Source organism: Pedobacter hiemivivus (assembly GCF_004331685.1).
Taxonomy (GTDB): domain Bacteria; phylum Bacteroidota; class Bacteroidia; order Sphingobacteriales; family Sphingobacteriaceae; genus Pedobacter; species Pedobacter hiemivivus.
Map to the genome: position 1 here is coordinate 17,745 of NZ_SJSM01000018.1, position 23,225 is coordinate 40,969.

Here is a 23,225-nt window from a genome sequence, read left to right on the forward strand (position 1 = left end):
TGCTCTTTTTTGCGATAACTCTTGATTGTAGGCATCATCACCTCTACTGTCGGAGTTTTGCACAGAAATATAAATAATGACGAAATTAAATGTAAAATGTTTTAAGAGATCTTAACTACATGGGGTTATTTGCCCAATATATCAATTCCTTTATGAGCTCAATATCGGATAGCTGATAGTCTAAATCCTTGCGACTCCCTTCGCTCATATGAGAATTTTTATACATCATCTCAGTTGGCACCGTACTCATTGCCGAAGCATGAAATTCTATCATTTTAGTGGCCTTTACCAAGCGCACTACATTTTCAATCGATACGCCACCACCAGGCATAATGATAATTCTATCATTAGCTGCTATAACCAGGTCTTCGATATCAAATACGCCCTCATCTACTCTCGGATGGCCGCCAGAAGTGAGTATTCTGGTGCAACCCAATTTTATAATGGTTTCCATTGCTTCAAACAAATCCCTGGTCCTATCAAAAGCCCTATGGAAGGTGACCTCCATATCGCCTGCTAATGCAATCAGCTCAGCACAACGTTCCTCATCCACAGTTCCATCAGCTTTCAAGATACCAAACACGACACCCTCACATTTCAATTGCTTACATATTTTAATGTCCTCCTTCATCAGTTCGAACTCCAGGTCGGTATATAAAAAGTCACCCCCTCTAGGCCTGATGATTGGGAAAACGTCGATATCCAATATTTTCTTCGCCATTGCAATCTGCGCATAACTAGGCGTTGTACCACCTTCATGTAAATTGTCACAAAGCTCAACTCTTATTGCACCGCCTTCTTGCGCTACCAAAGCAGAACGCAATGAATTGGCACAAACTTCCATATCAACCCAAGGTGCGCCGTCTGAATTAAACTTAGGTTCTTTAACTTTAACCATACTTATTGTTTTATGTATTAATAATAACTTTTCCCATCTATCAGCAGGTCACTTTTTTGAGCGGTACAAACTGCATAGCTAAACCCTTTCTGAATAGCATACGCTCCATACTCCCCTTTTTTATTGAGCGCCAAAAAGCCTACTTGTATCTTTTTGGCAATGTCCGGCTTCTTTTTAATGATGCGCATCACGGCTTCTTTACAGGCATCTTCTGGTGAGTAGCCCTGGCGCATCAGCTCGACTACCAAGAAACTGCCTACATTGCGGATCACCTCTTCGCCCACCCCAGTAGAAGTTGCTCCACCAATCTCATTGTCTACATAGAGTCCGGCTCCAATAATCGGACTGTCACCAACTCTCCCATGCAATTTATAGGCCATTCCACTGGTGGTACATGCACCGGATAAATTCCCTTTAGCATCTATGGCCAACATCCCAATGGTATCGTGATTATACTGATTCCCAGGCAATTTCCGCGGTGCGGCTTTATCATATAGCTTGTTCTCAATATTCATAATGGGTTCATATTTCGCCGTCTTCAGCCACTCCCGCCAAGCTTTCTCACTTTCTTTGGTCAATAAATCCTCCTTTTTAAACCCGTTTTCCAGCGCAAATTGTAAAGCACCATCACCCACCAACATCACATGGGGCGTCTTCTCCATCACCAATCTGGCTACGGAAATAGGATGCATGATGTGTTCTAATCCTGCTACAGATCCACAATTACCGAATTCGTCCATAATACATGCATCAAGCGTCACATGTCCATCTCTATCTGGCAAACCGCCATAGCCTACAGACTGGTTCTTAGGGTCAGCCTCAGGCACATGTACTCCTTTCTCTACGGCATCCAAAGCCCTGCCTCCTGCCGATAACACCTTCCATGCAGCTTGGTTAGCTGCAATTCCAAAATCCCAGGTAGAAATAACAATGGGCTGTACCTGCTCCTGCCCAAGACCTGTAGCAAAATCTCTCGATAATGAACTAAACGAGGAGAGCATGGGAATTCCGAACGCGGAGAGTTTAATAAATTTACGTCTGTTATGCATGTATAGAAAATATGGTTACCCCTAATATAATCCATTTGTTTAACATCTTGCTTCAGAATTAAAGTTTACCTAAATATTTACTAACTTCGGCACAATAGTTGCTAACCCTGATCGAATCGAATTAATAACAAAATACACAAACAACAATTATGAAAAAATTAATTTTTACTTTCCTTGCCGTTGCTGCACTTTTTACATTGAACGTAACTACAGCTTCAGCTCAGAGCTATAATAACGCGATCGGTGGTCGTTTTGGTTCTGCTAATGGAGTAAGTTTTAAAACTGCCCTAAATAAAGGTGCTATGTTAGAATTAATCGGAAACTTTAGAAGCAACAGCGGTGCTTCTTATGCTAACCTAACTGGTTTATATGAAGTTTACAAACCAATCAGCAATGCTCCAGGATTAAACTGGTACTATGGTGGTGGTGCAACCATCGGTTCTTACAAAGTAAAACATGGTGATGGCGACTTCTATTTATCTGCAAACGGTGTTTTAGGTTTAGATTATAAATTTAAAGATGCACCTATCAACTTATCTTTGGATTGGGTTCCTGCTTTACAATTAACTCCAGACACTGGTTTTTGGGGTGGTGATATAGGATTAGGCGTTCGTTTCGCTTTCTAAGCAACCTTAAAATAATACCAGAAAAGGCGGCAGGTTTTAAAACCTACCGCCTTTTTTGATTAAAAAAATCTAGAAAATCCAAAATACTACCTTGTACAATCAGCTGTCCAAGTTGCTCCGCCTTTAACAACAAGCATTTTTAACGTGCTTGCATCAATGGTAATACCGGTTAAACCACTTCCAACACTTACATAAGTATTGTCTCCTTGTTTTTCAAACTTCACACCTGTAATATCAGGAATGTTATTGCCGAAAAAGAAATTATAAGTCTCACCAACTTTACTTACGGTAACCTTTCCATCTGAGCTGGTAATGGTGCTTTCGTCTTTATCATAAGAAATAGAACCTTTATAAGTACCTACAAAGAAATCCTTTGTTGCAGGATCTGTATCTTTTTTACAAGACATCATAACCGTTGTTACAATTAGGAATACGCCAAGAATTTTTACTATGTTTTTCATGATATAATGAATTGATGTAACAGGATAATTACAATACCTATGCCAAGTAGAAAAGCTCAAATTCGACAAACCGCCCCCAATCCCCTTTAAACGCTCCTTTAAAAAAGGCCGGTATTCAAATATTCATTTTTAAACGGACGTCCTTAATCACCTGTGTTCATACGCTTACCAGCCTTTTACACTAATATCGCTGCTAGCGTTAATGACCATAAATGCAAAAAAAGCAAAATACTTTTCAAACAGCCTTTACAACTGTAATTATTGCCCTTCTTGCGCTACACTTTACCCTTGAAAGTGCATAGACTAATGGCATGGCGAATTCAGGATGACGAACGTACAAAAAAGCCTGAATCATGATATATGATTCAGGCCCTTGTTTTAAGCTCCTACTAAGGTAAAAAATTACCTTCTCAGAAAGAGCCTAGCGTTCTTCGCTTCTTCAGCGAAGCAATGCAGCTCTTGAAGAGAACGGTTATTTTTTAAACCAAGCCTGCCTTACTTTATTTTGCAATTCGCCAGCATTCTCATCTACTGCCCCTACCAACTTTATACCTGGATAATTCTTAAGGGTAACATTAAAGTCTCTGATCCTTCCATCTCTTGCTACTTTAATCACCACCACATCACCTACATTTTTACCGCTGATGGCTGGCATACGCTCCACTGCAGATTCTATTGGTGTACCATCAATGCTAATCAACTCATCGTTTACACTTAAGCCATCAACCCATGCAGAAGTATTGCGCATGATCGATGTAATAAACATCCTTCCTTCAGTTTTTTTAGAAGTAACGCCTAGGTAAGGACTGCTTTTACCTTCCAATTCATTTGTTACTTTTATACCTGCATAACCAAAGTATTTAGCATACTCTGGCAAAGTGGTACCATTCACATATTTTGCCCAGAAATCAGTAAAATCCTGTCCACTGATCTTTTCTACCATCGCCTTAAATTCAGCATCGGTATAGCCTCTTTTCTGCGCTTTATTTTGCAGGTACATGGCTTTCATTACATCATCCAGGCTTTTAGTTCCTTTGGTAGCCTGTGCAATTGCAATGTCCATTAATATACCAACGACTTCACCTTTGGCGTAATAAGAAACGGTAGTATTGTTAGAGTTTTCATTAGGTCTGTAAAGTTTGATCCATGCATCATAGCTGGCTTCAGCTACAGATTGTACCTGTGCACCTGGAATATTAGACACATTGCTCACTGCGGTAACCAGTTGATCAACAAATTCCTTTTCGGTGATAAAGCCTGCTCGTAGCATCAATTTATTCTCGTAATAAGCGGTAAATCCTTCGGCTACCCATAAACTGGTGGTATAGTTTTCATTGTCATAATCAAATGGACCTAAGGCTACCGGGCGCATTCTTTTTACGTTCCACAGGTGATAATATTCGTGAGCAACAAGCTCTAGGAATCCCTTATAACCTTCTGTGGTACTATAACCGTTGCGACTCGCGCCTAATACCGTAGAGTTTAAGTGTTCTAAACCTCCACTACCTGTAGAGAAATTGTGCACAATAAATGTATAGTGCTTATTTGGATTTTCGCCATAAATTGCGGTGCCTTGCTCTACGATTTTAGCCATATCAACCTTTAGCTTTTCTTTATCGTAGTTGCCACCACCAAACATAGCCACCTCATGCTTTACACCAGAAGCCATAAAATCAAAAACATCCTGATTACCTACTTCAATAGGGCTATCAAACAGGATATCAAAATCGCTAGCAGTATAAGTAAATTCCTTTCCGGCAACAGGTTCTAATCCTGTTGATACTTTAGTCCAGCCTTTGTAAGGAATAATTTTTACTGTGCTAGCATGTTTCAACAATCCATCAGGATACATGAATACACCTGTGTTTGACAAAAATGCATGGGTATCATCAATGAAAGAAGTACGCACAGAAACCTCGAAAGCATATACTCTATATTTAATTTTAACCGTATTTGCTTTTGCAGCATATACACGCCAGGTATTTTTTCTTACTTTTTCATGTTTTAATGCTTTACCTGCTGCAGTAGCTTTAAAGCCTTCTACACTTTTAGAAAACTCACGTACCAGATAAGAACCCGGTGCCCATACTGGCATTTTTACGTCTATATAATCTTTCGCTAAACCAGAGATGGTCATTTCTACTTCGGCATAGTGCGCCTGTGGTTCAATAAAACTTACTTCGAATCCTATTTTTACTTGTGATTTGGCCGTCATACCTACTGATAGTAATATTACTATTGCTAATAATGATTTTTTCATTGATCTTTTTCTTTTAACGTTGTGGAGCCGACATAAGGTTAGGTCAACTATTTGCTAAATTGTGCCAAACTTAGATAAAACTGCGCAAAAAGGCTATTGTAGTGCTGAATTTATTTCAAAAGTACCCCTACCTGTAACACACTTAATACAAGCTACTATGGTCATTTTAAATATTTTTGTGCGTTAGCCTTTCAAAAGCGTTAAGAACATTGAGCACGTAAAGAGCGTTATCCTTAATGTACTCAAATACCCAAGTATAAAATGCAATCGCCGGAACTCGAATGCAGGTAAAACAAGAACCACAACAAATGAAAGTAAAGTACATTATTTACACCCTACTTATTGTCGGGGCAGCTTATTTGATTTATTACAGAATCGCGGCGAATAAAAAAATCGCAGCAGAGGGAGCAAGCATGGGCAAAGGCGGAGGAGGCAAAGGTGGCCCTTCTAAGGGTTTACATGTAGACGGAATTGTAGTTGCCGCAGGCGACTTTACCAACGATCTGGAAATTACCGGAACGCTGGAAGCCAATGAGTCTGTTGAACTACGCAGTGAGGTATCCGGATTGGTAACCAGTATTAATTTTAAAGAAGGCGCCAATGTAAGTAAAGGCAGTTTACTGGTTAAGATTAACGATAGAGATATACAGGCGCAATTGCAGCAAGCGCTGACTAAACAACAATTATCTGCCACTAATGAAAACCGTTCCAGACAACTGTTAGAAAAAGGGGCCATTAGTCAGGAAGAATATGATACGTCATTAGCCGATCTGCAATCCCTAAAAGCACAAACCCAACTGATTCGCGCACAACTCGCAAAAACTGCCATCTATGCTCCTTTTAGTGGTAAAATTGGTTTGCGCTCTATTTCTGTGGGTGGTTACATCACACCGACAACACTCATCGCCACCTTATCGAGTGTTAACCCATTAAAAGTTAGCTTCTCTGTCCCGGAGAAATATAACGGGCAGATCAAACTGAACTCGGAAATATCCTTTACTACGGATGGATTTAATAAAACATTTACCGGTAAGGTTTTCGCCATAGAACCAGGCATCAATACACAAACCCGCACTTTACAAATAAAAGCGCTGGTGCCTAATCCTAATGACGAACTGCGCCCTGGCTCTTTTGCCAAAATAAAACTGGCCTTGAGCACTGTAAAAGATGCTTTGTTGATTCCAAACCAAGCGATAATCCCAGTGCTAAAAGGGAAAACCGTTTTCATTACTAAAGACGGCAAAGCGGAACAAGTAGCCGTAGAAGCTGGAACACGTACTGCAGATCACATTGTGATCACATCGGGTTTAAATGTTGGTGACACTGTATTAACAACCGGAGCAATGGCCTTAAAACCGGGTGCACCAGTTAAAGTTACGGTAATAGATCACAAATCGAAGATATGAGTATTTCAACCACCAGTATAAAAAGGCCAGTACTGGCCATTGTAATGAACCTGGCGATCCTCTTGTTTGGGGTAATCGGGTATAATTTTCTGGGTGTAAGGGAATACCCCAACATCGATCCTACGGTAATTAACGTACGGACATCCTACCCAGGTGCCAATTCGGACATTATTGAATCCCAAATTACTGAACCACTCGAAAAATCCATTAATGGTATCGACGGGATCCGGAACATCTCCTCATCAAGCAACCAGGGAAGTAGTAACATCACGATTGAGTTCAACCTGAATAAAAACATCGATGATGCGGCCAATGATGTACGCGATAAAGTATCTGAAGCTGCCAGGAGATTACCTAAAGATATTGACGGCAACCCGGTTGTAAGCAAGGCTGATGCCAGCTCGGATGCCGTAATTACCATGACCATACAAAGTGACAAACGCAATGTAATGGAGCTGAGTGATTATGCAGAGAATGTAATTGCCGACAGACTGCAAACCATTACTGGTGTAAGTAGCATACAAATTATGGGGCAAAGAAAGTATGCCATGCGTATCCGCATTTCGCCGGATAAACTGGCTGCCTATGGCTTAACAACGCAGGATATTGTAGCAGCACTGGATAAAGAAAACGTGGAGTTGCCTTCTGGAAAAATAACAGGAGCCAATACGGAACTGATCGTAAAAACATTAGGAAAATTAACTACTGCAGACGAGTTCAATAACCTGATCCTGAAAAATGACACCGACAATGTGGTGCGTTTAAAGGATGTTGGTTTCGCAGAATTAGGTTCTGAAAACGAAGAAACGGTGTTGAGAGAGTCGGGTAAGCCAATGGTTGCTGTGGGCCTAATCCCCCAACCTGGTGCCAATTACCTAGACATTTCTAAGGAATTTGACAAGCGTTTTGCGCAATTAGAAAAAGATGTCCCATCAGATATTAAACTTAACATCTCTTTAGATACGACCAAATTTATCAAAGCATCGGTAACCGAGGTTGCAGAGACTATTATACTGTCTTTAGTGCTGGTAATCCTGATCATTTATTTATTTTTCAGGGATTGGGCCATCGCCATCAGACCGCTTATTGATATTCCGGTATCACTGGTGTTCACCTTTTTTATCATGTACATTTTTGGATTCTCCATCAATGTGCTTTCGTTATTGGCCATTGTACTGGCAACGGGACTGGTAGTTGATGATGGTATTGTGGTTACAGAAAACATCTTTAAAAAAATTGAAGAGGGTTATTCACCTTTCGAGGCCGCCATTAAAGGTTCAAATGAGATCTTTTTTGCCGTAATCTCCATTTCCATTACCCTAGCTGCTGTGTTTTTACCCGTAATATTCTTGCAGGGCTTTGTAGGCCGACTGTTTAGGGAGTTTGGGGTGGTAATTGGAGCCGCAGTTTTAATATCGGCCTTTGTATCCCTTACTTTAACACCGATGTTGAATGCCTACCTGATGAAAAAAACAGGGCATAAAAAAACAAAATTCTATGAAATGACGGAGCCCTATTTTGTAAAACTGAATGAGGGTTATGCGGAGAAATTAAACAAGTTTCTGGACAGAAAGTGGTTAGCCATTCCGATTATAATGGTATGTGTTGGCCTGATTGTGTTGTTCTGGAAGATATTACCTAAGGAGACCGCTCCTTATGATGATCGTAGTGCGATTAATATGAACCTGACTACGCCAGAGGGCTCTTCATTTGCCTATACGGATAGGTTTATGATGAAAGTAAACCAGATGGTTAACGACTCGGTACCTGAAAAGCAAGTAAACATTACCATTACTTCTCCAGGTTTTGGCGGTTCGGGTTCTACCAATAGTGGTTTCGTAAGGATGGGCTTATCGGATCCCTCAGAAAGAAAAAGATCTCAAGCAGAGATTGCGGCTGACCTGACAAAGATTACCCGCAGATATTCGGAAGGAAAAGTAGTGGTTACCCAACAACCTACCATCTCGGTGGGTCGTCGTGGTGGATTACCCGTGAATTACATCATTCAGGCGCAGAACTTTGAAAAGCTGCGCGAAAAGGTGCCTTTGTTTATGGATGAAGTGGCGAAAGATCCAACTTTTACGACTTCTGATGTAAATCTAAAGTTCAACAAGCCTGAAATTGACTTGACTATTGACAGAGATAAGGCTAAAAATCTGGGCGTATCGGTTGCTGATATTGGTACAGCCTTGCAGCTGGGTCTAAGTGGTCAGCGTTTCTCTTATTTCTTTATGAATGGAAAACAATACCAGGTAATTGGACAATTTGAAGTGGGCGACCGTAAGGATCCTCTAGATTTAAGCTCGGTATATGTACGCAACATCAATAATGAACTGATACAACTAGATAATCTAGTAACAGCAAAAGAAGAAAGCAGTCCGCCGCAACTTTACCGCAACAACCGACTTACTGCCGCCACCGTTTCTGCTGGTCTGGCACCAGGAAAAAGCATTGGTGAAGGTATCGCGGCGATGGACAGGATTGCCGAAAAAGTATTGGATGAAACATTTACGACCGACCTTGGTGGTGAGTCGAGGGACTTTAAGGAAAGTTCTTCAAATACGCTTTTCGCCTTTGGACTGGCCTTGCTGCTGGTTTATTTGATCCTTTCTGCACAGTTTGAGAGTTTTATCGATCCGATTATCATTATTTTAACAGTACCTATGGCTGTTGCCGGAGCATTTTTATCGCTCTGGTTATTTGGTCAGAGCTGGAATATATTTAGTCAGATTGGTACAATTATGCTGATTGGTTTGGTAACCAAGAACGGTATTTTAATTGTCGAGTTTGCCAACCAGCTAAAAGAGCAAGGGAAAAGTGTGCATGATGCGATTAGGGAAGCTTCGGTTTCGAGGTTACGGCCTATCCTAATGACCAGCTTGGCCATCGCCATTGGCGCCCTTCCTATTGCCATGGCATTAGGAGCCGCAGCAAAAAGCAGAATGGGAATGGGTATTGTAATTGTCGGCGGAACAACATTTGCATTGATCCTAACTTTATTTGTGATTCCTGCAATCTACTCTTACTGGTCGAAAGAGCACAAAACGAATACAGAACTAGAACAATCATTAAAAGCAGCATTGGAACATGAAAAGGCTTAATTATAAGTTAGGGAAACGCAGCACTGTTGTATTTTGTTTAATGACCGTTTTGGCAATAAGCACGCAACTGGCATCTGCACAGCAAAAGCTAAGCTTGGAAGAAGCCATCAGCGTTGCGCTAAAAAACAACTATGATATTAAACTGGTAAACAACGATATTCAGATTGCCAAAAACAACTTAAACCTGGGTAATGCCGGTATGCTTCCTCAGCTGACCGGTAGCTTTAGTGATGGTGGCAGCAGACAGGACATCACCCGTACGCAAAGTAACGGCAATCAGCAAACGCTTAATGGGGTAAAAAACACCAGTATGAACTATGGGGCTGCATTAGGCTGGACGATATTTGATGGTTTACAAATGTTTACCAATTACGAGCGTCTTAAAGAATTGCAAAAACTGGGTGAAGTGAATGCAAAGGCAACGATATTAACGACGATAAGTAATGTGATCAATGCCTATTACACGGTATTGAAAGAGCAACAACTGGTTACCGCCAGAGATAGCGCATTGGACATCTCTCAATTGCGTTTAACAATTGCCAACAACAAGTTGAGCATTGGTAGAGGCTCCAAACTGGATGTTTTGGCCGCGAAAGTAGATTACAATACGGATACATCGGCATATCTACAGGAGATTAACTTGTTAAAAACTTCAAAAACTGCCTTGAATCAGGTCATGGCCAGAGACCTTAACCTTGATTTTAAGGTTGCTGAACGTATTGATATTGATGCAGCATTGAACTTTGCCACGCTGGAAGGTCAGATGGCACAGCTAAACCCTGATCTGCAAAATGCTTTCATCAATAAGAAAATAGCGGAGCTCAATTTAAAACAGGTAAAAGGACAGCGCTATCCGGTGGTGGCTGTAAATAGTGGGTATGAATTTCAAAAGAGCGCCAGTCCAACGGGCTTTAACACGCAGACGCGCTCCAATGGCTTTACCTATGGGGTTACGGCTAGCCTAAACATCTTTAATGGATTTTTACAGCGTCAGAATGAGCGAAATGCCAAGATTGGAATCAACTCTTCTGAATTGAGCTTCGAAAAAACCAAACAGGATATTAATGCCCAGTTGTTGTCCACTTATCAGAATTACAGCACCAACCTTGATTTACTTAAAATTGAGAAAAGCAATGTGGATATTGCAAGGCAAAATCTGGACATTACGCTAGACAAATACAGGTTGGGTAGTATCTCTCCTTTAGAGCTGAGAGAGGCCCAAAAGAACTTCATCGATGCGATAACCCGCTATCTAAATGCACAATACGAAGCAAAATTAACAGAAATTAGCCTAAAAGAAATCAGCGGTACTTTAAATATTCAATAAGATTACTATTTTTAGCGAATGATTCTAGTAGCAGACAGTGGCTCGACAAAAACCGATTGGATGGGTTACAGCCCAAATGAACAAATCAGCTTTAGCACACAGGGTATAAATCCTTATTTCCTGAATGCGCATGACATTTTCAAACTCTTTTCTAAAAAGAAAGAAATTGCTCATTTGGCAAGCCAGGTTAAGGAAGTTTATTTCTTTGGTGCAGGCTGTTCTTCACCCGATAAGGTAGAGATCATATCTAACGGTCTCTCGTCTTTCTTTACCAATGCTTATGTCGCTGTAGAACATGACTTAATGGGCTCTGCCTACGCCACTTGCGGAGATAAACCAGGGCTAACCTGCATTTTAGGTACGGGTTCCAACATCTCGTATTTTGATGGTAAAACTTTACATCATGGTACACATGGCCTGGGCTATGTATTGGGTGATGAAGGGTCGGGCACATGGTTTGGCCGTAAACTAATCACTTCTTATCTGTACAATCTAATGCCTGCCGAATTGAGCATTGAATTTGGACAAGAATTTCAAATTGACAAGGAAACAGTGATTACTAATGTATATCAAAAACCTAGTCCAAATACCTATTTAGCTTCTATAAGCCGTTTTATGATCAATCATAAAACACATCCCTTCATTATAAATATTTTGCACGAAGGCTTTCAGGAGTTTGTAGACAGTAATATCAAGGATTATAGCGAGTATAAAAACCTGGAGACTCACTTTGTTGGTTCTATTGCCTTTTACTATCAAGATATCTTAAGAGAGGTATGTTTAAAGAGTCAGGTTAAAGTAGGCAAGATTTTTCAAAAACCTATTGAAGGAATTTACAATTACATTTTGAGAAAAGAAGGCATTACAGTTTAACTTGCTTAATTTTCCTTATTCCGTATACAACTCCCGCGACCAACAACGCAGCGACTCCTCCATCCACTGGCACATCGGGATCAGTCCCAGGAAGGCCGGGATCATCTGTCTGCGTAGCTCTGGCGAAGGTAAAACTGAGCATCAGGGTTAAAAACAGTAGGTATCTCATCAGGTTTAGTTTTTTAAGATTTTAAAAGAAGTAATGGCTTTATTTCTTGTCTGGTCTATCAATTGTAAGATATAAATCCCCTTCATCAACTGACTACAGGACAGCTGTACCGGAATACCAGGCTCCAGAACAGCTAGTTCATTGCGCCATACGACCTCCCCAGAAAGGGTACGAATTAAAACCTTTAGGTTTCTCCAGGTTTGATTTACAGCCTTCAAATAAAGGAGCTCATTTATCGGATTGGGATAAAATAAAAAGGGCTTATCTGTCAGCTCATTTATCGGCTTAGTTATTTTAACCGGTTCCAGCAGTAAAGAAAAACGCTCCTTGCCGTATGATGGCCCGACTTCAGTATCTATAGAAAAATGATGCACACTTTCAGCTGTGGTAATCGGATACTCCACATTCAAGTAATGATCAATTACCGTAAGCTTTTCATGGTTATTGAAAGTCGCATTAAACTTTAAAGTATAGGCTCCAGTCGTCCAACCCTTTACAAACAACTTAATCACCCTGCGCCCCGTATCTGTAGCCCGTTCATCAATTGAAAGCTTATTCCCATTTGTGGCTAAACCCGAAATGCTTAAATATCCTTCTCCTATTTTAGCCGCGTCGGCATCATTAATTTCGTTATTACCAGAAGGGTGTAGTGTTAAGACGTAATCGTCAGACAAGCCTTCCTTATTTAAGGTTATTTTCAACCTGCTTTTCTCATCGTGCTGCGCGATGCTTGTTACTTTTTCAGTAGACGAAATCCTTCTTGAAAAAGTAGCGGGCGCTGCCCCATATTTCGCCTGTTCTGTAAACATAAGTTCGCCAGTACTATTTCCATTGCTCACCTTAACAAAGAAGCCTGTGCCGGGGGGAATGATATATTCCGGATCACCGGTTACCCGATAAGCATTATTTTTAGTATCAAATACCCATAAAAAGGGGCCAACATTTATCTTTTGTAAATTACCCCATACCAGTGCCGAAGCATATGGATTTCCTAATAAATTATACCCATCCCCCTCCCCACCTGTATTTCTATTGTGTAGTGCCACCCGGAGTTCACCTGTAAACAATTTACCGCTATAACTGAGCGTATAGGGTTTTGGATTGGAAAATGGAGTCGTTTGTATTTGGTGTACATAGGCATTGGGCTCTGTCTTACTTCCTCTTGAAAACACATAAAATCCTTTCCCCAGAGGCACATTTGAACCCATGGCGGCAATACTTATATACTTCTGGGAAAGGCTCCCAGGTAAGGACTGATCGTGGGTATAAATAGTAGCGTTATTATTCGGAGAAAGGTCAAACCCATTATTTACGCCACCCTTTCCCGTTACAAAAATGCTTTGCTGAATGGCATTTAGGCTATACCATTTTGGTTCAGTTAATGATTGGTATACCGGTGAGCTTAACAGCCACCAGTTGCGTGCAGTAGCAGGGGCTAAAAAATCACCCGCTATAAATTGTTGCACAATTACGTTTCCAATAACATTTGTGACACTGGTGTTTTGGATAGGCATTAAAGTGGCATAATTACCTGGCCCAGTCGAAAGCATCGTAAGGTTACCATTGGCGTTTAATATTCCTTTGATCAATGCAAGCTCTTTACTCACCTTAATTGTTGTTTGTAGCAAGACTGTGCCAGATGCCAGATCTATTTCTAAACGTGAAACCTTGCAGCTGCCCGATCCGGAAAAAGTTTGCAAAGACTGGTCAGCACCAAATCTCAGTGTACCGATATTTTCGTTTAATAAGATTGCCCCATTATTTACCACATCATTTTTAAATATCAAACGTATCCCTTCATCTAAAGCGATTGATGATGACAAGCCAATGTGCGCTTTGCAGTTTACTTCTAAATCAGCGCCTAATAAAAGTCTGGCCCCGGCTTCCAGGATAAGGCCATTTACCATTACACCATTACCAGCAGGTGTCCGCAATTCTTTTCCTGCTTTAATATTTACATTAGCATATGGCTCCGGGAGTTTACCGTAACTCCAATTCCCTTCGTCGACCCAATTATTTGTTCCATTTGCACCGGTAAATTCATTTACCAGAGGTATTTGTATGGGATTCATTTCTTGCGATGAAATATTGACAAAAGCTGCGGGATTAAGTTGATTCCTATACTCTGCGCCAAGCCATTCTTTCCGCCTTGCCACACGCAACATCCTCAATTCATCAATCATCCCATTAAAGTACCGATCACCTTGTTTACTCTTGCCTATACTAAGCCTGCCGACGTTTTTTGTTGGAAAATTAAGTTTGACATCCCCGCTCTTATACACTCCATTGATATAAATCTCTTTTTGCCGACTGTTATACATTACCCCTATATAGTACCAGATATCCGGAACAAGCGCTACAGTCGACTTTCGACCTAAAAAAAGAATAAAGCCTTCCGCATCTATGGTTAGCTGAAATCCACTATCTAAAGTGTCGTTGGCAAGAATAACCTGTTCGGTCCCAATTTGATTAAGTTTCAGCCATAAAGTAACATAAACGTTTGCATTGGTATCCGGTGCAGCTTGCATTGAGGTTGTTAATCCATTAAATTGTAATCCAGAACCAATCTTACCCTGATGGAAATTAGTTAAACTCATCGTTGGATCTCCGGTCATATCATTGCCAGAACTTTGGTTGGCACTCCGACTGGTTGCTGGTGCAAGATCCGGGTTTATATGCCAAACGTTTTGATAAGCGTTGCCCCAAGTGGCACGACTTTCTGCAGACAAGGGATTATGCGTTTGCATTGAACCATAATAAAGATAGAATTCATTCGCCCCTACATTGCCTATAGCAATCAATTCCTTTATTCTCAGCCAGCAAACTAGCTTTCCTTTCAAAGCATCATAAGAATCGAGTTGAAAATTAATTGGTAGACTAGACTGGTTGGCACTAGCAAATGAAATATCTAGTTCTTTGTTATTTTGCGAAAGATGGACACAACCTGTGGACTGCTTCAGGTCATGATCTTCCAATTCGATCAGCACAGGAAAATCTAGCAGATTGGCACCACCGCCAATCATAGATTTATCAATGGTGATCTTCTTCCGAAAGTTATACCCTGGCATCCAGCTCTGCCCTCGTACATTTTCATATGTTATAACCACAAGCAACAGGACAACAATCCGTTTAAACCAAAAATTTGAACAAACCATCAGATTTTAACATTTAATTACAAAATAATCAATCAGTTAACAAACTAGATTCAATATTAAATAATTACATCCATACTCAATGTAAAAAAGTGTAATTACGACGAAAACGCAGTTATTTCAAATTTTACAGAATAAAAAAAGGCCGTATCATCAATTTATGATACAGCCCCTCCTACTAGTATTTATAAAATACTTATGCGTATATCTTTTTGGCCATTCTTTTATTCATTTCTTTCCGGACGGTTGTTGCCACCCATTCCAATTTCTCCCGATCATTGGGCAGAAACGCTCTATGCTCTTTATCAACAATGCAAACACTGCCAACATTAAAACCTTCATCTGTAGTTATAGGCACTGCTGCATAAAACTTCATCCCCATCTCACTAGCAATTAAGGCATTCGACATCAATCTGGGCGAGATCGAAAGTCCCTCAAATAGCCCCCCTTCTTCATCAATAATGGCTAATGAACAAACACTTGTTTCATTAGTAAAGTCTGATTCCTGACTACTTTGGATTTTAACTTTTGACCAAACATTATCCTGATCAACAAAATTGATCACAGCAATGTGCGTATCAAATATCGTTGCAGTTAATATCGCCAAGTCATTAAAAACGGCCTCTGATTTAGTATATATAAGATTATATCTATTTAATTTCCCTAGTCGAGATTGCTCAGCCCTTACGATGTTTTTCCTTATTTTCTTTTCCAAAATCTTCCTATCTAGTAGCATAATTTGAACAATTACTATACCTTATTCAGATAGTATGTAATACACTATGCCTAAGCTGTTTTCTGACCTAAGTGTATTATTTACATCATGAGGCATAGGGGCAAAAGTTACTCAAATTGATGCATAATACACCATTCATCCTCATCATCCGCCATATAAGAATCGCTTAATTTTCTGCTGGTTCAAAGCCGGTAAATACCCATTCGTTCTTGGCATTCTTTTCATACCATACTTTATAGCTCTTTTTAGGTGGAATAGTGAAATGAAAAGAAAGCTCCTTTTCAGTAGCGTTTTTGGGAATAAAACCCGGAAGTAGGGTATCAGCGATGAGTTTTATTTGCGATTCGGGATGCATAAATTACAGCTTTAATTAAAGAATTTAGTTTAAAAGTTCATTATACACAAAATTAATCTTATAATTGGTTACTTAATTGCTATTTGACAAGAATGAAATCTATTTTTAACCTCTCGTTATTACTCCTAACGTGCTTATTCAGCTTTGGGCAGGAATATCCCAGGTCTACTCAGTATATCTTTAACAATTATTTAATTAATCCCGCAATTTCTGGAATAGACAATTATACAGATTTAAAACTCGGTTACAGGAATCAGTGGAGGGGACTAGAAGGCGCGCCTGTTACCCAATATATTTCTATTCACGCTCCAATTGGAGAAGACTTTGTAAGAGGTTCAGTAAACTCATTTTCGGGGGCCGGATACAATCCTTTAAGCCGCAGCTATGTGGATACTTATACATCAGCCGAACCTCATCATGGAGTTGGTTTTTATGCAATGACGGATAAGGCGGGACGAATCAGACAAACCAATATAAATGGAACCTACGCTTATCACTTGGGACTTAGCTATGATGTAAACCTTTCTCTTGGTATTTCTGCCGGCTTAGCCTCTACCAGCATTGATGTCGCCAGCGTACTTGTAAACAATACCTCTGACCCACTTTTATCTGCCGATTACAATAATAAAATAAGACCCGATGTTGGCGGTGGAATATGGCTTTACAGCCCCCGTTTTTTTCTAGGTGCTTCGGCCAAGCAAATATTGGGTTACCGTTCTGCAACGCCAAACAAACAGACCAATTTATCGGCCTATCAAACGACTACATTTTACGGTACTGCAGGCTATAAATTTTTTGTGGATGAAGACATTGCCTTTATTCCATCAACCTTGCTAACCTATTGGTTGAGCGCCCCTATGACCATTGATGCCAACCTTAAAATTGCTTATCAGGACAAGTTCTGGATTGGTGGCAGCTATAGAAACAATGATTCCTTTTCCGCGCTTGCGGGCTTTAATATCTCTTCATTAATTAATGTCAGCTATTCTTACGATTCAACCACATCTGCATTACGATCCGTTAACAATGGTTCACATGAGATTGTATTGGGTATCTTGTTGAATAACCGTTATGATGTGAAATGCTCGACTCGTCAGTTTTAACACATTTTTGTTAGCCCTAATCTTATCTTAATAAGGTAATACTACCTCCTATTGGATTACAATCAGCTCTTAAATCTATTTTATAATAGTACGCTCCGGCGGGAAGATCTACGCCTCTAAACCGCCCATCAAATGGCTTGTTATAGGGCCCTGTTGATTCGTATACCAACTGACCACTACGTGTATAGACTTTAATATTGATGTCCTTGTGATCGGGCAAGCCGCTAATCATCCAGTAATCATTCATGCCATCACCGTTAGGCGTCATGGTATTCTTGATCTCGAGGTTGTCGTTGGTTACTTCAATGTGCAGTGGAACAAAGTCGCTGTAGCAACTGCCCAATTTTCTGCGGATCAGATAGTCTCCCGTTTTACTTACTTTGAAAATAAATATACCATTAGCGCGCTCCATAATTGGGGTTGCATCCGTTGCTTCACGATACAATTGATAGGTTCCTTCTTCTGGCGCCATTACCTTAATCATAATCTCTGTAGCATAACAGACACGCATATCATTTGCCACAGGAGTCGAAATTGGAAAAGATGGATTTTCAACGGTATAAAAATCGGCACTCACTTTACGTCCGCAACTCGTAGCATCTTCCAAAATCATGCGGTATTTACCGGCAGGAACATTTAACAAATCAGGAGTAGGGCCAGAATAAACAGTTTCTCCTGCTTCATTCTCCCAAGTAAACCTATATGGTTGAATCCCCCCACTAAATCTAACACCCTTTACTCCTCCACGTGATAAGCTACATCCATCATTAGTAGCAATACCACTTCCTGGAACGATTGCAAGCTCATCAATTTTCTTCACTTCAAAAGGCCCAAATTCTGTAATGCAATTGTTGTCGTCATAAGCAAAATACCTATAAGTTCCTGGTGCAAGCCCATTTAAGTCCTTTATCGTCCCTGTTGTCAAAACAGTCCCCATATCATCTCGCCACTCAAACCTTCTTGGATCTGCAGTACTATATTGTAAAGTAATGCGCCCATTATTTAACCCGCAGGTGGCATCAATTATCCGTTCGGTCAAATTGTAAATGGTAGGAATTGTCTGATCTACTATAAAATTCCTGCTATCACTACAACCTGTAATGGTATTGCGCGCTTTTAATGTATAGGTACCAGGAGCAAGATCTTTTTGCAGCAAAGACTGTCCCGGAGAATAAGATCCCTCTTCTAAAATCGCACCTGTAGGACCAATCCATTGAATATAATTAGCTTCTGTTATTGTAACGCCAAAGATGCTACCATTCGATTTATTGCAGGTTGCTCTTGTCGTTTGTGCCGGGCTTATAATTACTGATTTAATAATTGGAATAGTATAAAATTTGGTTACCGGAGTACAATTGCCCTGATCCATAACTGTCAACATATAAGTTCCGCCTTCAACATCCGTCAATTCTAGGCTATTACCACCTACTATTGCTCCAACATAAGGAGGAACCGAAGGATTGTACATATTCCATCTATAAGTTAATGTACCTGTTGGTGAACCTCCAATAGTAATGCCTCTTATCGCGCCATCAGCGAAACCACATTTAGCTGGTGATGGTGGCACTGAGTTAATAATAGTAGGTATTGGCCGTATCTTTATTTCACGTCCTTGCTCACTCACTTCACAATTGGCCTCATCCGTAACCACAAGTTTATATGTCCCCGGTCCCATATTTACCGATGCACCACTTCTTACTGTAACCCCATTCTGATCAACCCATTTAAATGTCTTTGCCCCTTTACCCCTTTGCACAGTAGCTGAGAAGTTGAAAGAAGTCTCTCCACATTGTTCATCAGGCCACTTAACCTGAAGGTCTGTTAATTTCTGATCCTTAACTTCTAAAAGTGGCACTTTTGCAATTTTCCGACAACCATCATCAGTGATCAATTCATAAAACCCTTCGTTAAGGTTTAAAATCTCCTGGGCAGTCCCCAAATCTACTTTAGTTCCATCCGAAAGCACTTTATACCATTGAAAGGTAATACCTTCCCGCGGTTCTGGGACTTTAAGAGAACCATTACCATTACAAGTAACCGGTTCATTTAGTATCTCATTATCTAACACCTCGGCTGTTGAAAAAGGCGAAGTGGTTAAATTAAGTACAGTTGCCGTAGCCGTAACTTTTCCGCTTATTGCCCCTGTATAATCCCATCTTCCATCACTACCTGTTGGCCTAGTTGCAAAATACTGCTTGCCCTCACACAAACCATTGCAATTTTCAGTATAAAAAAGCTCAATTGTAGAATTAGGCGTTGCCTTTCCAGAAAGAAAACCAGCTCTGGCAATCAGAATTTGCACATAAGGCTGGCCTATATTTCGGGTTTGGCCTATACTTGATTTGGTATTACAATACATACTGTTTCGGGTAATTGTAATTGGTTTAGCAGATAAAGACTCTATACCGAACTCATTATTAGCTATTTTGTTCGCCTTGGCATCAGTGTCACCCCCAATAAATCCAACTGCACCTGGCTCAATTTTCACCCCTATACCATTTCCCAATACTTCCGATCCCAGGACTCCTGTCCCAATACTGTTTCCAGTTACAATAAAATCTGCATTAGCAATAGAAAGCCCTGCGGTCCGGTTTCCAGAAATCACATTATCCCGTACATATAAATTGGTATTAGAGCCATCAACCTTTAATCCGCTTATTTCTACAGCAGAAGGCACAACAAACAGTGGTATATTACGAAAATCCACTGTACCAGTACGGTCAGTTCCAATTTTATTATTAACTACATTTATTGCAAAACGAGTACTTCCAAAATTACTTACCTTAATATCAATATTGATCTTATTGGCTGAAACAACATTCCCATCCCCTGGATTGTCACCGCCAATGGTGAGTGCTCCCTCTCTAAAGTCAGTCGCATTAATACCATTAAAATTAGTTTTAGCCGTTAATCCGTCATAGTGTAAACCGATTAGATTAGATCTGATACTAATATCAGTAAGTGGATTTGTAATGCTGTAATTAGACGCATTACGGATAGAAATCCCATTTTGATTTCCACTGATTACGTTACCCTTTCCAGGAGCACCAATTTTTATATTCTTTGCTCTGGAATCAATAATAATCCCCGAAGCCTGAATGTTGGTATTTTGCAAATTTGTGATTCTTGCAAAGTCTTTGATATATAAACCATAAATCTCCACATTACTCGTTTGAACATCAAAGGTATTGAAATTGGCTATAGTTAAACAAGAGGTAAAAAGAGGAGTCATAGAAGGATCCTCAGGCTCGATGATAATCTTCGCTCCTGATGCCCCTAATGCTGGACCTGTCTGAGAAGTTCCATCAATAGTTACATTGGATGGAACATTCGGTAACTGACTCCGCAACCTGATCGTACGATTGGCTTCGTTAGACATATCACCAGGCAAGTTGAAATTGATGATATAAGGAACTGTTCTTACCGTAGGAATTCCAGCTAATGCTGCTCTCAACGTGCCTGTACCTGCATCAGCAGTACTGGTTACTTCAACAGTTTGAGAAAATCCAGTTAAGAAACCGAACAGTAGAAACACCAGAATGGCACATTTAGAGTAGCGCATAATTAAAAATGAAAAGGCCAATTTACAATATAATGTAATTATAGCATAAATATTTTTAACAAATAGCCGAAAATGAGCCATATAGCAGAAACCCCATATAAACTTTGAAGCAAAATCTATACGGGGTTTCGATTGAGAATTTGTATTTATTTTTTGGTAACCTTAAATTCTGTTCTACGATTAAGCGCTCTCCCCTCCGGATTGTCCTTTCCATTCGGAAGCTCATTTGGTGCAATAGGTCTGGTTTTACCATAACCACGACTGGTCATCCTGTTCTGAGCAATCCCTTTTCCTACTAAATAATCAACACAAGATTTTGCTCTTCTTTCCGACAAATCCAAGTTATAAGCCTCAGACCCTTTACTATCAGTATGTGCACTTAGCTCAATCTCAATTGTTGGATTATCAACCATAATAGTATACAGGTAATCCATCTTTTCTTTTGAATCCTCCGTCAATGTTGCCTGATTAAACTCATACAAAACATTTTTAAGCACAATTGGCTTATCAATTTCAAAAGGCGTTAAGCAGAGCTCCGGACTAAATAAAGTATCTTTTAAAGCCATTTGCGCATAGCTAAAGTTCAGGATCTTACTAAAGTACTTATCCTTATCTGCGGTCAATTTAAACTGGCGATTACTATTTACGCTAAAAGTATATTTCCCTAGCTCATCTGTAGTAAACTTAAATTGTTGCACCGAATCTGCCAGCGTAACTACCGCGTCCTTTAAAGGCTTTAAAGTAGTACAGTCAAACAAATTTCCCTGAATAACGAGGAAATTCTTTTTAACAACAAAAATCTCCAGGCAGCAAATCGATTCACGATCTGAACTGATCAAAGCTTCGGATTCATCATTATTGAGCGGTGTAAAATAAAGATCATCTTTTGAAGAATTAAAAGGAAATCCCATATTACGGGGCTCAGACCAGTTACTGAAATCGCCATCAGTTTCAAAGAAATCTAAGCCGCCCATGCCTACTCTCCCGTTGCTGCTAAACAACAATCTTTTATTCGCTGTATTGTAATATGGAGCTTCATCATTTTCAGGAGTATTGATTGTGCTACCCATATTTACCGCTGTACCTAATGCCCCATCGATAAGGATCTGAGCATACCATAAATCAAATTTACCCGATCCACCAGGTCTGTCTGATGAAAAGATCAAATACTTTCCATCTGTAGTGACAAAAGGCTGCATGGAATTAAAACCTCTAACATTGATCTGGCTACCCAATTCAACAGGTTCTGACCATTCCCTTGCAGCATCAGGCGTAGCATTTACCTGATATATTTTCTTGTTGCCCTGTGTGGTCCAACTCGTCACATAAGCAACACGACCGTTGGGATGAAAACTTGGTGCAGCCGACTCTCTATCTTTCCCTTCAATAGCTGTTTTTTTAACTGTTACCTCCTCTGAAAGTGGATTCCCAGAAGTCACGTACACGGCATTCAAATATGGAGTCTCTTTCCTAACAACCTTTGCATCATTACCAGTCAGCACTTCCTTCTTACCCGTTCCACCTGTCGGTCTTGATGAACTAAAATAAAGATTAGCTCCCTTTAGCGTAGGGCTATAATTTGAGCCTAAAGTGTTCGCTTTATTCTTCAATCTATCAAATCTGTACATCCTGGGATAGCGCAACTCGTAAAGTGCAAACTTGCAGGAGGCGATCTCTTGCGCGGCTTTGGTTACATAATCATCCTTAAGGGGGTACTTGGCCAAAAACGCATTAAATGCAGCAATAGCATCATTAAACTTCTGATTGGAACGCAAGGTTTCGGCATACCAAAAGCCACTTAAAATATACTTTGGATTAGTAAATTCCGTCGCCGTTGAGTACCATTTTTCTGCATCTCCAAAGTTTTTATACAACCTTAAAGCCTCAGCAAGCTGGTAAGTACAATATTCAAATTCATCCTTTTTGGGACTTTCTTCTTTGATCTTCTCTGCAAAACCGAAAGGAACTACAAAATTAGCACTATCGATAGTAGGAGTCAGCGCCTTTCTATAATATACTGCCGCAGCGTAATATTCTTTATTTTGAAAATATACATCAGCCACCCTTTTATTGTTGGCTACAAATTGTGCTTGTGCTACGGAAGTAAATAAACAGAGGATCAGAAGTATTTTGGTTTTCATCGGGCT

Annotated in this window: 16 protein-coding genes; 6 read left to right on the forward strand and 10 right to left on the reverse strand. The window is 40.1% G+C overall.

Features of this window, described 5'->3' with window-relative positions; translation table 11 throughout:
• Nucleotides 1–115: 115 nt before the first annotated feature.
• Together EZ444_RS20760 and EZ444_RS20765 are read right to left on the reverse strand one after the other, a co-directional pair.
• Nucleotides 116–898 (reverse strand): copper homeostasis protein CutC, encoded by a 783-nt coding sequence (locus tag EZ444_RS20760; protein ID WP_225874791.1) that lies wholly within the window; start codon nucleotides 896–898, stop codon nucleotides 116–118.
• 17 nt (nucleotides 899–915) lie between these two features.
• On the reverse strand, nucleotides 916–1,947 hold the full coding sequence (locus EZ444_RS20765; protein ID WP_131611074.1) for a N(4)-(beta-N-acetylglucosaminyl)-L-asparaginase: 1,032 nt from the start codon (nucleotides 1,945–1,947) through the stop codon (nucleotides 916–918).
• A 149-nt stretch (nucleotides 1,948–2,096) separates the two neighbouring features.
• On the opposite strand from EZ444_RS20765, the gene EZ444_RS20770 reads away from it, so the two are divergent.
• Nucleotides 2,097–2,573 (forward strand): hypothetical protein, encoded by a 477-nt coding sequence (locus EZ444_RS20770; RefSeq protein WP_131611075.1) that lies wholly within the window; start codon nucleotides 2,097–2,099, stop codon nucleotides 2,571–2,573.
• Nucleotides 2,574–2,659: 86 nt separating this feature from the next.
• Here the strand turns inward: EZ444_RS20770 and EZ444_RS20775 are convergent, their stop codons facing one another.
• A complete protein-coding gene (locus EZ444_RS20775; RefSeq protein ID WP_131611076.1) occupies nucleotides 2,660–3,034 on the reverse strand; it encodes a hypothetical protein in 375 nt (124 codons plus the stop codon).
• Nucleotides 3,035–3,506: 472 nt separating this feature from the next.
• Nucleotides 3,507–5,294: a M61 family metallopeptidase gene (locus EZ444_RS20780; RefSeq protein WP_225874792.1), complete on the reverse strand. Its 1,788-nt coding sequence runs from the start codon at nucleotides 5,292–5,294 to the stop codon at nucleotides 3,507–3,509.
• A 308-nt stretch (nucleotides 5,295–5,602) separates the two neighbouring features.
• Here EZ444_RS20780 and EZ444_RS20785 point away from each other — a divergent pair, with 308 nt between their 5' ends.
• From EZ444_RS20785 to EZ444_RS20800, 4 genes are read left to right on the forward strand one after another with little or no spacing between them, the layout of a single operon-like run.
• A complete protein-coding gene (locus EZ444_RS20785) occupies nucleotides 5,603–6,700 on the forward strand; it encodes an efflux RND transporter periplasmic adaptor subunit (protein WP_131611077.1) in 1,098 nt (365 codons plus the stop codon).
• Nucleotides 6,697–9,801, forward strand: coding sequence for an efflux RND transporter permease subunit (locus tag EZ444_RS20790; RefSeq protein WP_131611078.1), 3,105 nt, complete (start codon nucleotides 6,697–6,699; stop codon nucleotides 9,799–9,801). The genes EZ444_RS20785 and EZ444_RS20790 overlap by 4 nt, the downstream gene beginning before the upstream one ends.
• Complete coding sequence (locus tag EZ444_RS20795; RefSeq protein ID WP_225874793.1) at nucleotides 9,788–11,128, forward strand: TolC family protein; 1,341 nt, start codon at nucleotides 9,788–9,790, stop codon at nucleotides 11,126–11,128. Before EZ444_RS20790 ends, EZ444_RS20795 begins: the two co-directional genes overlap by 14 nt.
• Nucleotides 11,129–11,146: 18 nt before the next feature.
• Nucleotides 11,147–12,001 carry an N-acetylglucosamine kinase gene (locus EZ444_RS20800; protein WP_131611079.1) on the forward strand — a complete coding sequence of 285 codons (855 nt, stop codon included), beginning with the start codon at nucleotides 11,147–11,149 and terminating at the stop codon, nucleotides 11,999–12,001.
• On the opposite strand, the gene EZ444_RS20805 is transcribed toward EZ444_RS20800, so the two are convergent.
• From EZ444_RS20805 to EZ444_RS20820, 4 genes are all read right to left on the reverse strand, one after another.
• Nucleotides 11,991–12,170 (reverse strand): PID-CTERM protein-sorting domain-containing protein, encoded by a 180-nt coding sequence (locus EZ444_RS20805; protein WP_131611080.1) that lies wholly within the window; start codon nucleotides 12,168–12,170, stop codon nucleotides 11,991–11,993. The genes EZ444_RS20800 and EZ444_RS20805 overlap by 11 nt on opposite strands.
• A 5-nt stretch (nucleotides 12,171–12,175) precedes the next feature.
• The gene (locus EZ444_RS20810) at nucleotides 12,176–15,325 is read right to left on the reverse strand and encodes a LamG-like jellyroll fold domain-containing protein (protein WP_131611081.1); all 3,150 of its coding nucleotides are present in this window, start codon (nucleotides 15,323–15,325) and stop codon (nucleotides 12,176–12,178) included.
• A 193-nt stretch (nucleotides 15,326–15,518) separates the two neighbouring features.
• Nucleotides 15,519–16,037 (reverse strand): GAF domain-containing protein, encoded by a 519-nt coding sequence (locus tag EZ444_RS20815; protein ID WP_225874794.1) that lies wholly within the window; start codon nucleotides 16,035–16,037, stop codon nucleotides 15,519–15,521.
• A 187-nt stretch (nucleotides 16,038–16,224) separates the two neighbouring features.
• Nucleotides 16,225–16,413: a hypothetical protein gene (locus EZ444_RS20820; protein WP_131611083.1), complete on the reverse strand. Its 189-nt coding sequence runs from the start codon at nucleotides 16,411–16,413 to the stop codon at nucleotides 16,225–16,227.
• Nucleotides 16,414–16,505: 92 nt separating this feature from the next.
• On the opposite strand from EZ444_RS20820, the gene EZ444_RS20825 reads away from it, so the two are divergent.
• Complete coding sequence (locus tag EZ444_RS20825; protein ID WP_131611084.1) at nucleotides 16,506–17,516, forward strand: PorP/SprF family type IX secretion system membrane protein; 1,011 nt, start codon at nucleotides 16,506–16,508, stop codon at nucleotides 17,514–17,516.
• A gap of 22 nt (nucleotides 17,517–17,538) precedes the next feature.
• Here the strand turns inward: EZ444_RS20825 and EZ444_RS20830 are convergent, their stop codons facing one another.
• A complete protein-coding gene (locus EZ444_RS20830) occupies nucleotides 17,539–21,078 on the reverse strand; it encodes a gliding motility-associated C-terminal domain-containing protein (RefSeq protein ID WP_131611085.1) in 3,540 nt (1,179 codons plus the stop codon).
• Nucleotides 21,079–21,224: 146 nt separating this feature from the next.
• Entirely contained in the window at nucleotides 21,225–23,219 is a 1,995-nt protein-coding gene (locus tag EZ444_RS20835; RefSeq protein WP_225874795.1) for an OmpA family protein, read from the reverse strand.
• Between the last annotated feature and the right edge of the window lie 6 nt (nucleotides 23,220–23,225).

Coding starts and splice junctions, on each gene's coding strand:
- EZ444_RS20760 (WP_225874791.1), bottom strand. CDS start 898: ATGGTTAAAGTTAAAGAACCTAAGTTTAATTCAGACGGCGCACCTTGG.
- EZ444_RS20765 (WP_131611074.1), bottom strand. CDS start 1,947: ATGCATAACAGACGTAAATTTATTAAACTCTCCGCGTTCGGAATTCCC.
- EZ444_RS20770 (WP_131611075.1), top strand. CDS start 2,097: ATGAAAAAATTAATTTTTACTTTCCTTGCCGTTGCTGCACTTTTTACA.
- EZ444_RS20775 (WP_131611076.1), bottom strand. CDS start 3,034: ATGAAAAACATAGTAAAAATTCTTGGCGTATTCCTAATTGTAACAACG.
- EZ444_RS20780 (WP_225874792.1), bottom strand. CDS start 5,294: ATGAAAAAATCATTATTAGCAATAGTAATATTACTATCAGTAGGTATG.
- EZ444_RS20785 (WP_131611077.1), top strand. CDS start 5,603: ATGAAAGTAAAGTACATTATTTACACCCTACTTATTGTCGGGGCAGCT.
- EZ444_RS20790 (WP_131611078.1), top strand. CDS start 6,697: ATGAGTATTTCAACCACCAGTATAAAAAGGCCAGTACTGGCCATTGTA.
- EZ444_RS20795 (WP_225874793.1), top strand. CDS start 9,788: ATGAAAAGGCTTAATTATAAGTTAGGGAAACGCAGCACTGTTGTATTT.
- EZ444_RS20800 (WP_131611079.1), top strand. CDS start 11,147: ATGATTCTAGTAGCAGACAGTGGCTCGACAAAAACCGATTGGATGGGT.
- EZ444_RS20805 (WP_131611080.1), bottom strand. CDS start 12,170: ATGAGATACCTACTGTTTTTAACCCTGATGCTCAGTTTTACCTTCGCC.
- EZ444_RS20810 (WP_131611081.1), bottom strand. CDS start 15,325: ATGGTTTGTTCAAATTTTTGGTTTAAACGGATTGTTGTCCTGTTGCTT.
- EZ444_RS20820 (WP_131611083.1), bottom strand. CDS start 16,413: ATGCATCCCGAATCGCAAATAAAACTCATCGCTGATACCCTACTTCCG.
- EZ444_RS20825 (WP_131611084.1), top strand. CDS start 16,506: ATGAAATCTATTTTTAACCTCTCGTTATTACTCCTAACGTGCTTATTC.
- EZ444_RS20830 (WP_131611085.1), bottom strand. CDS start 21,078: ATGCGCTACTCTAAATGTGCCATTCTGGTGTTTCTACTGTTCGGTTTC.
- EZ444_RS20835 (WP_225874795.1), bottom strand. CDS start 23,219: ATGAAAACCAAAATACTTCTGATCCTCTGTTTATTTACTTCCGTAGCA.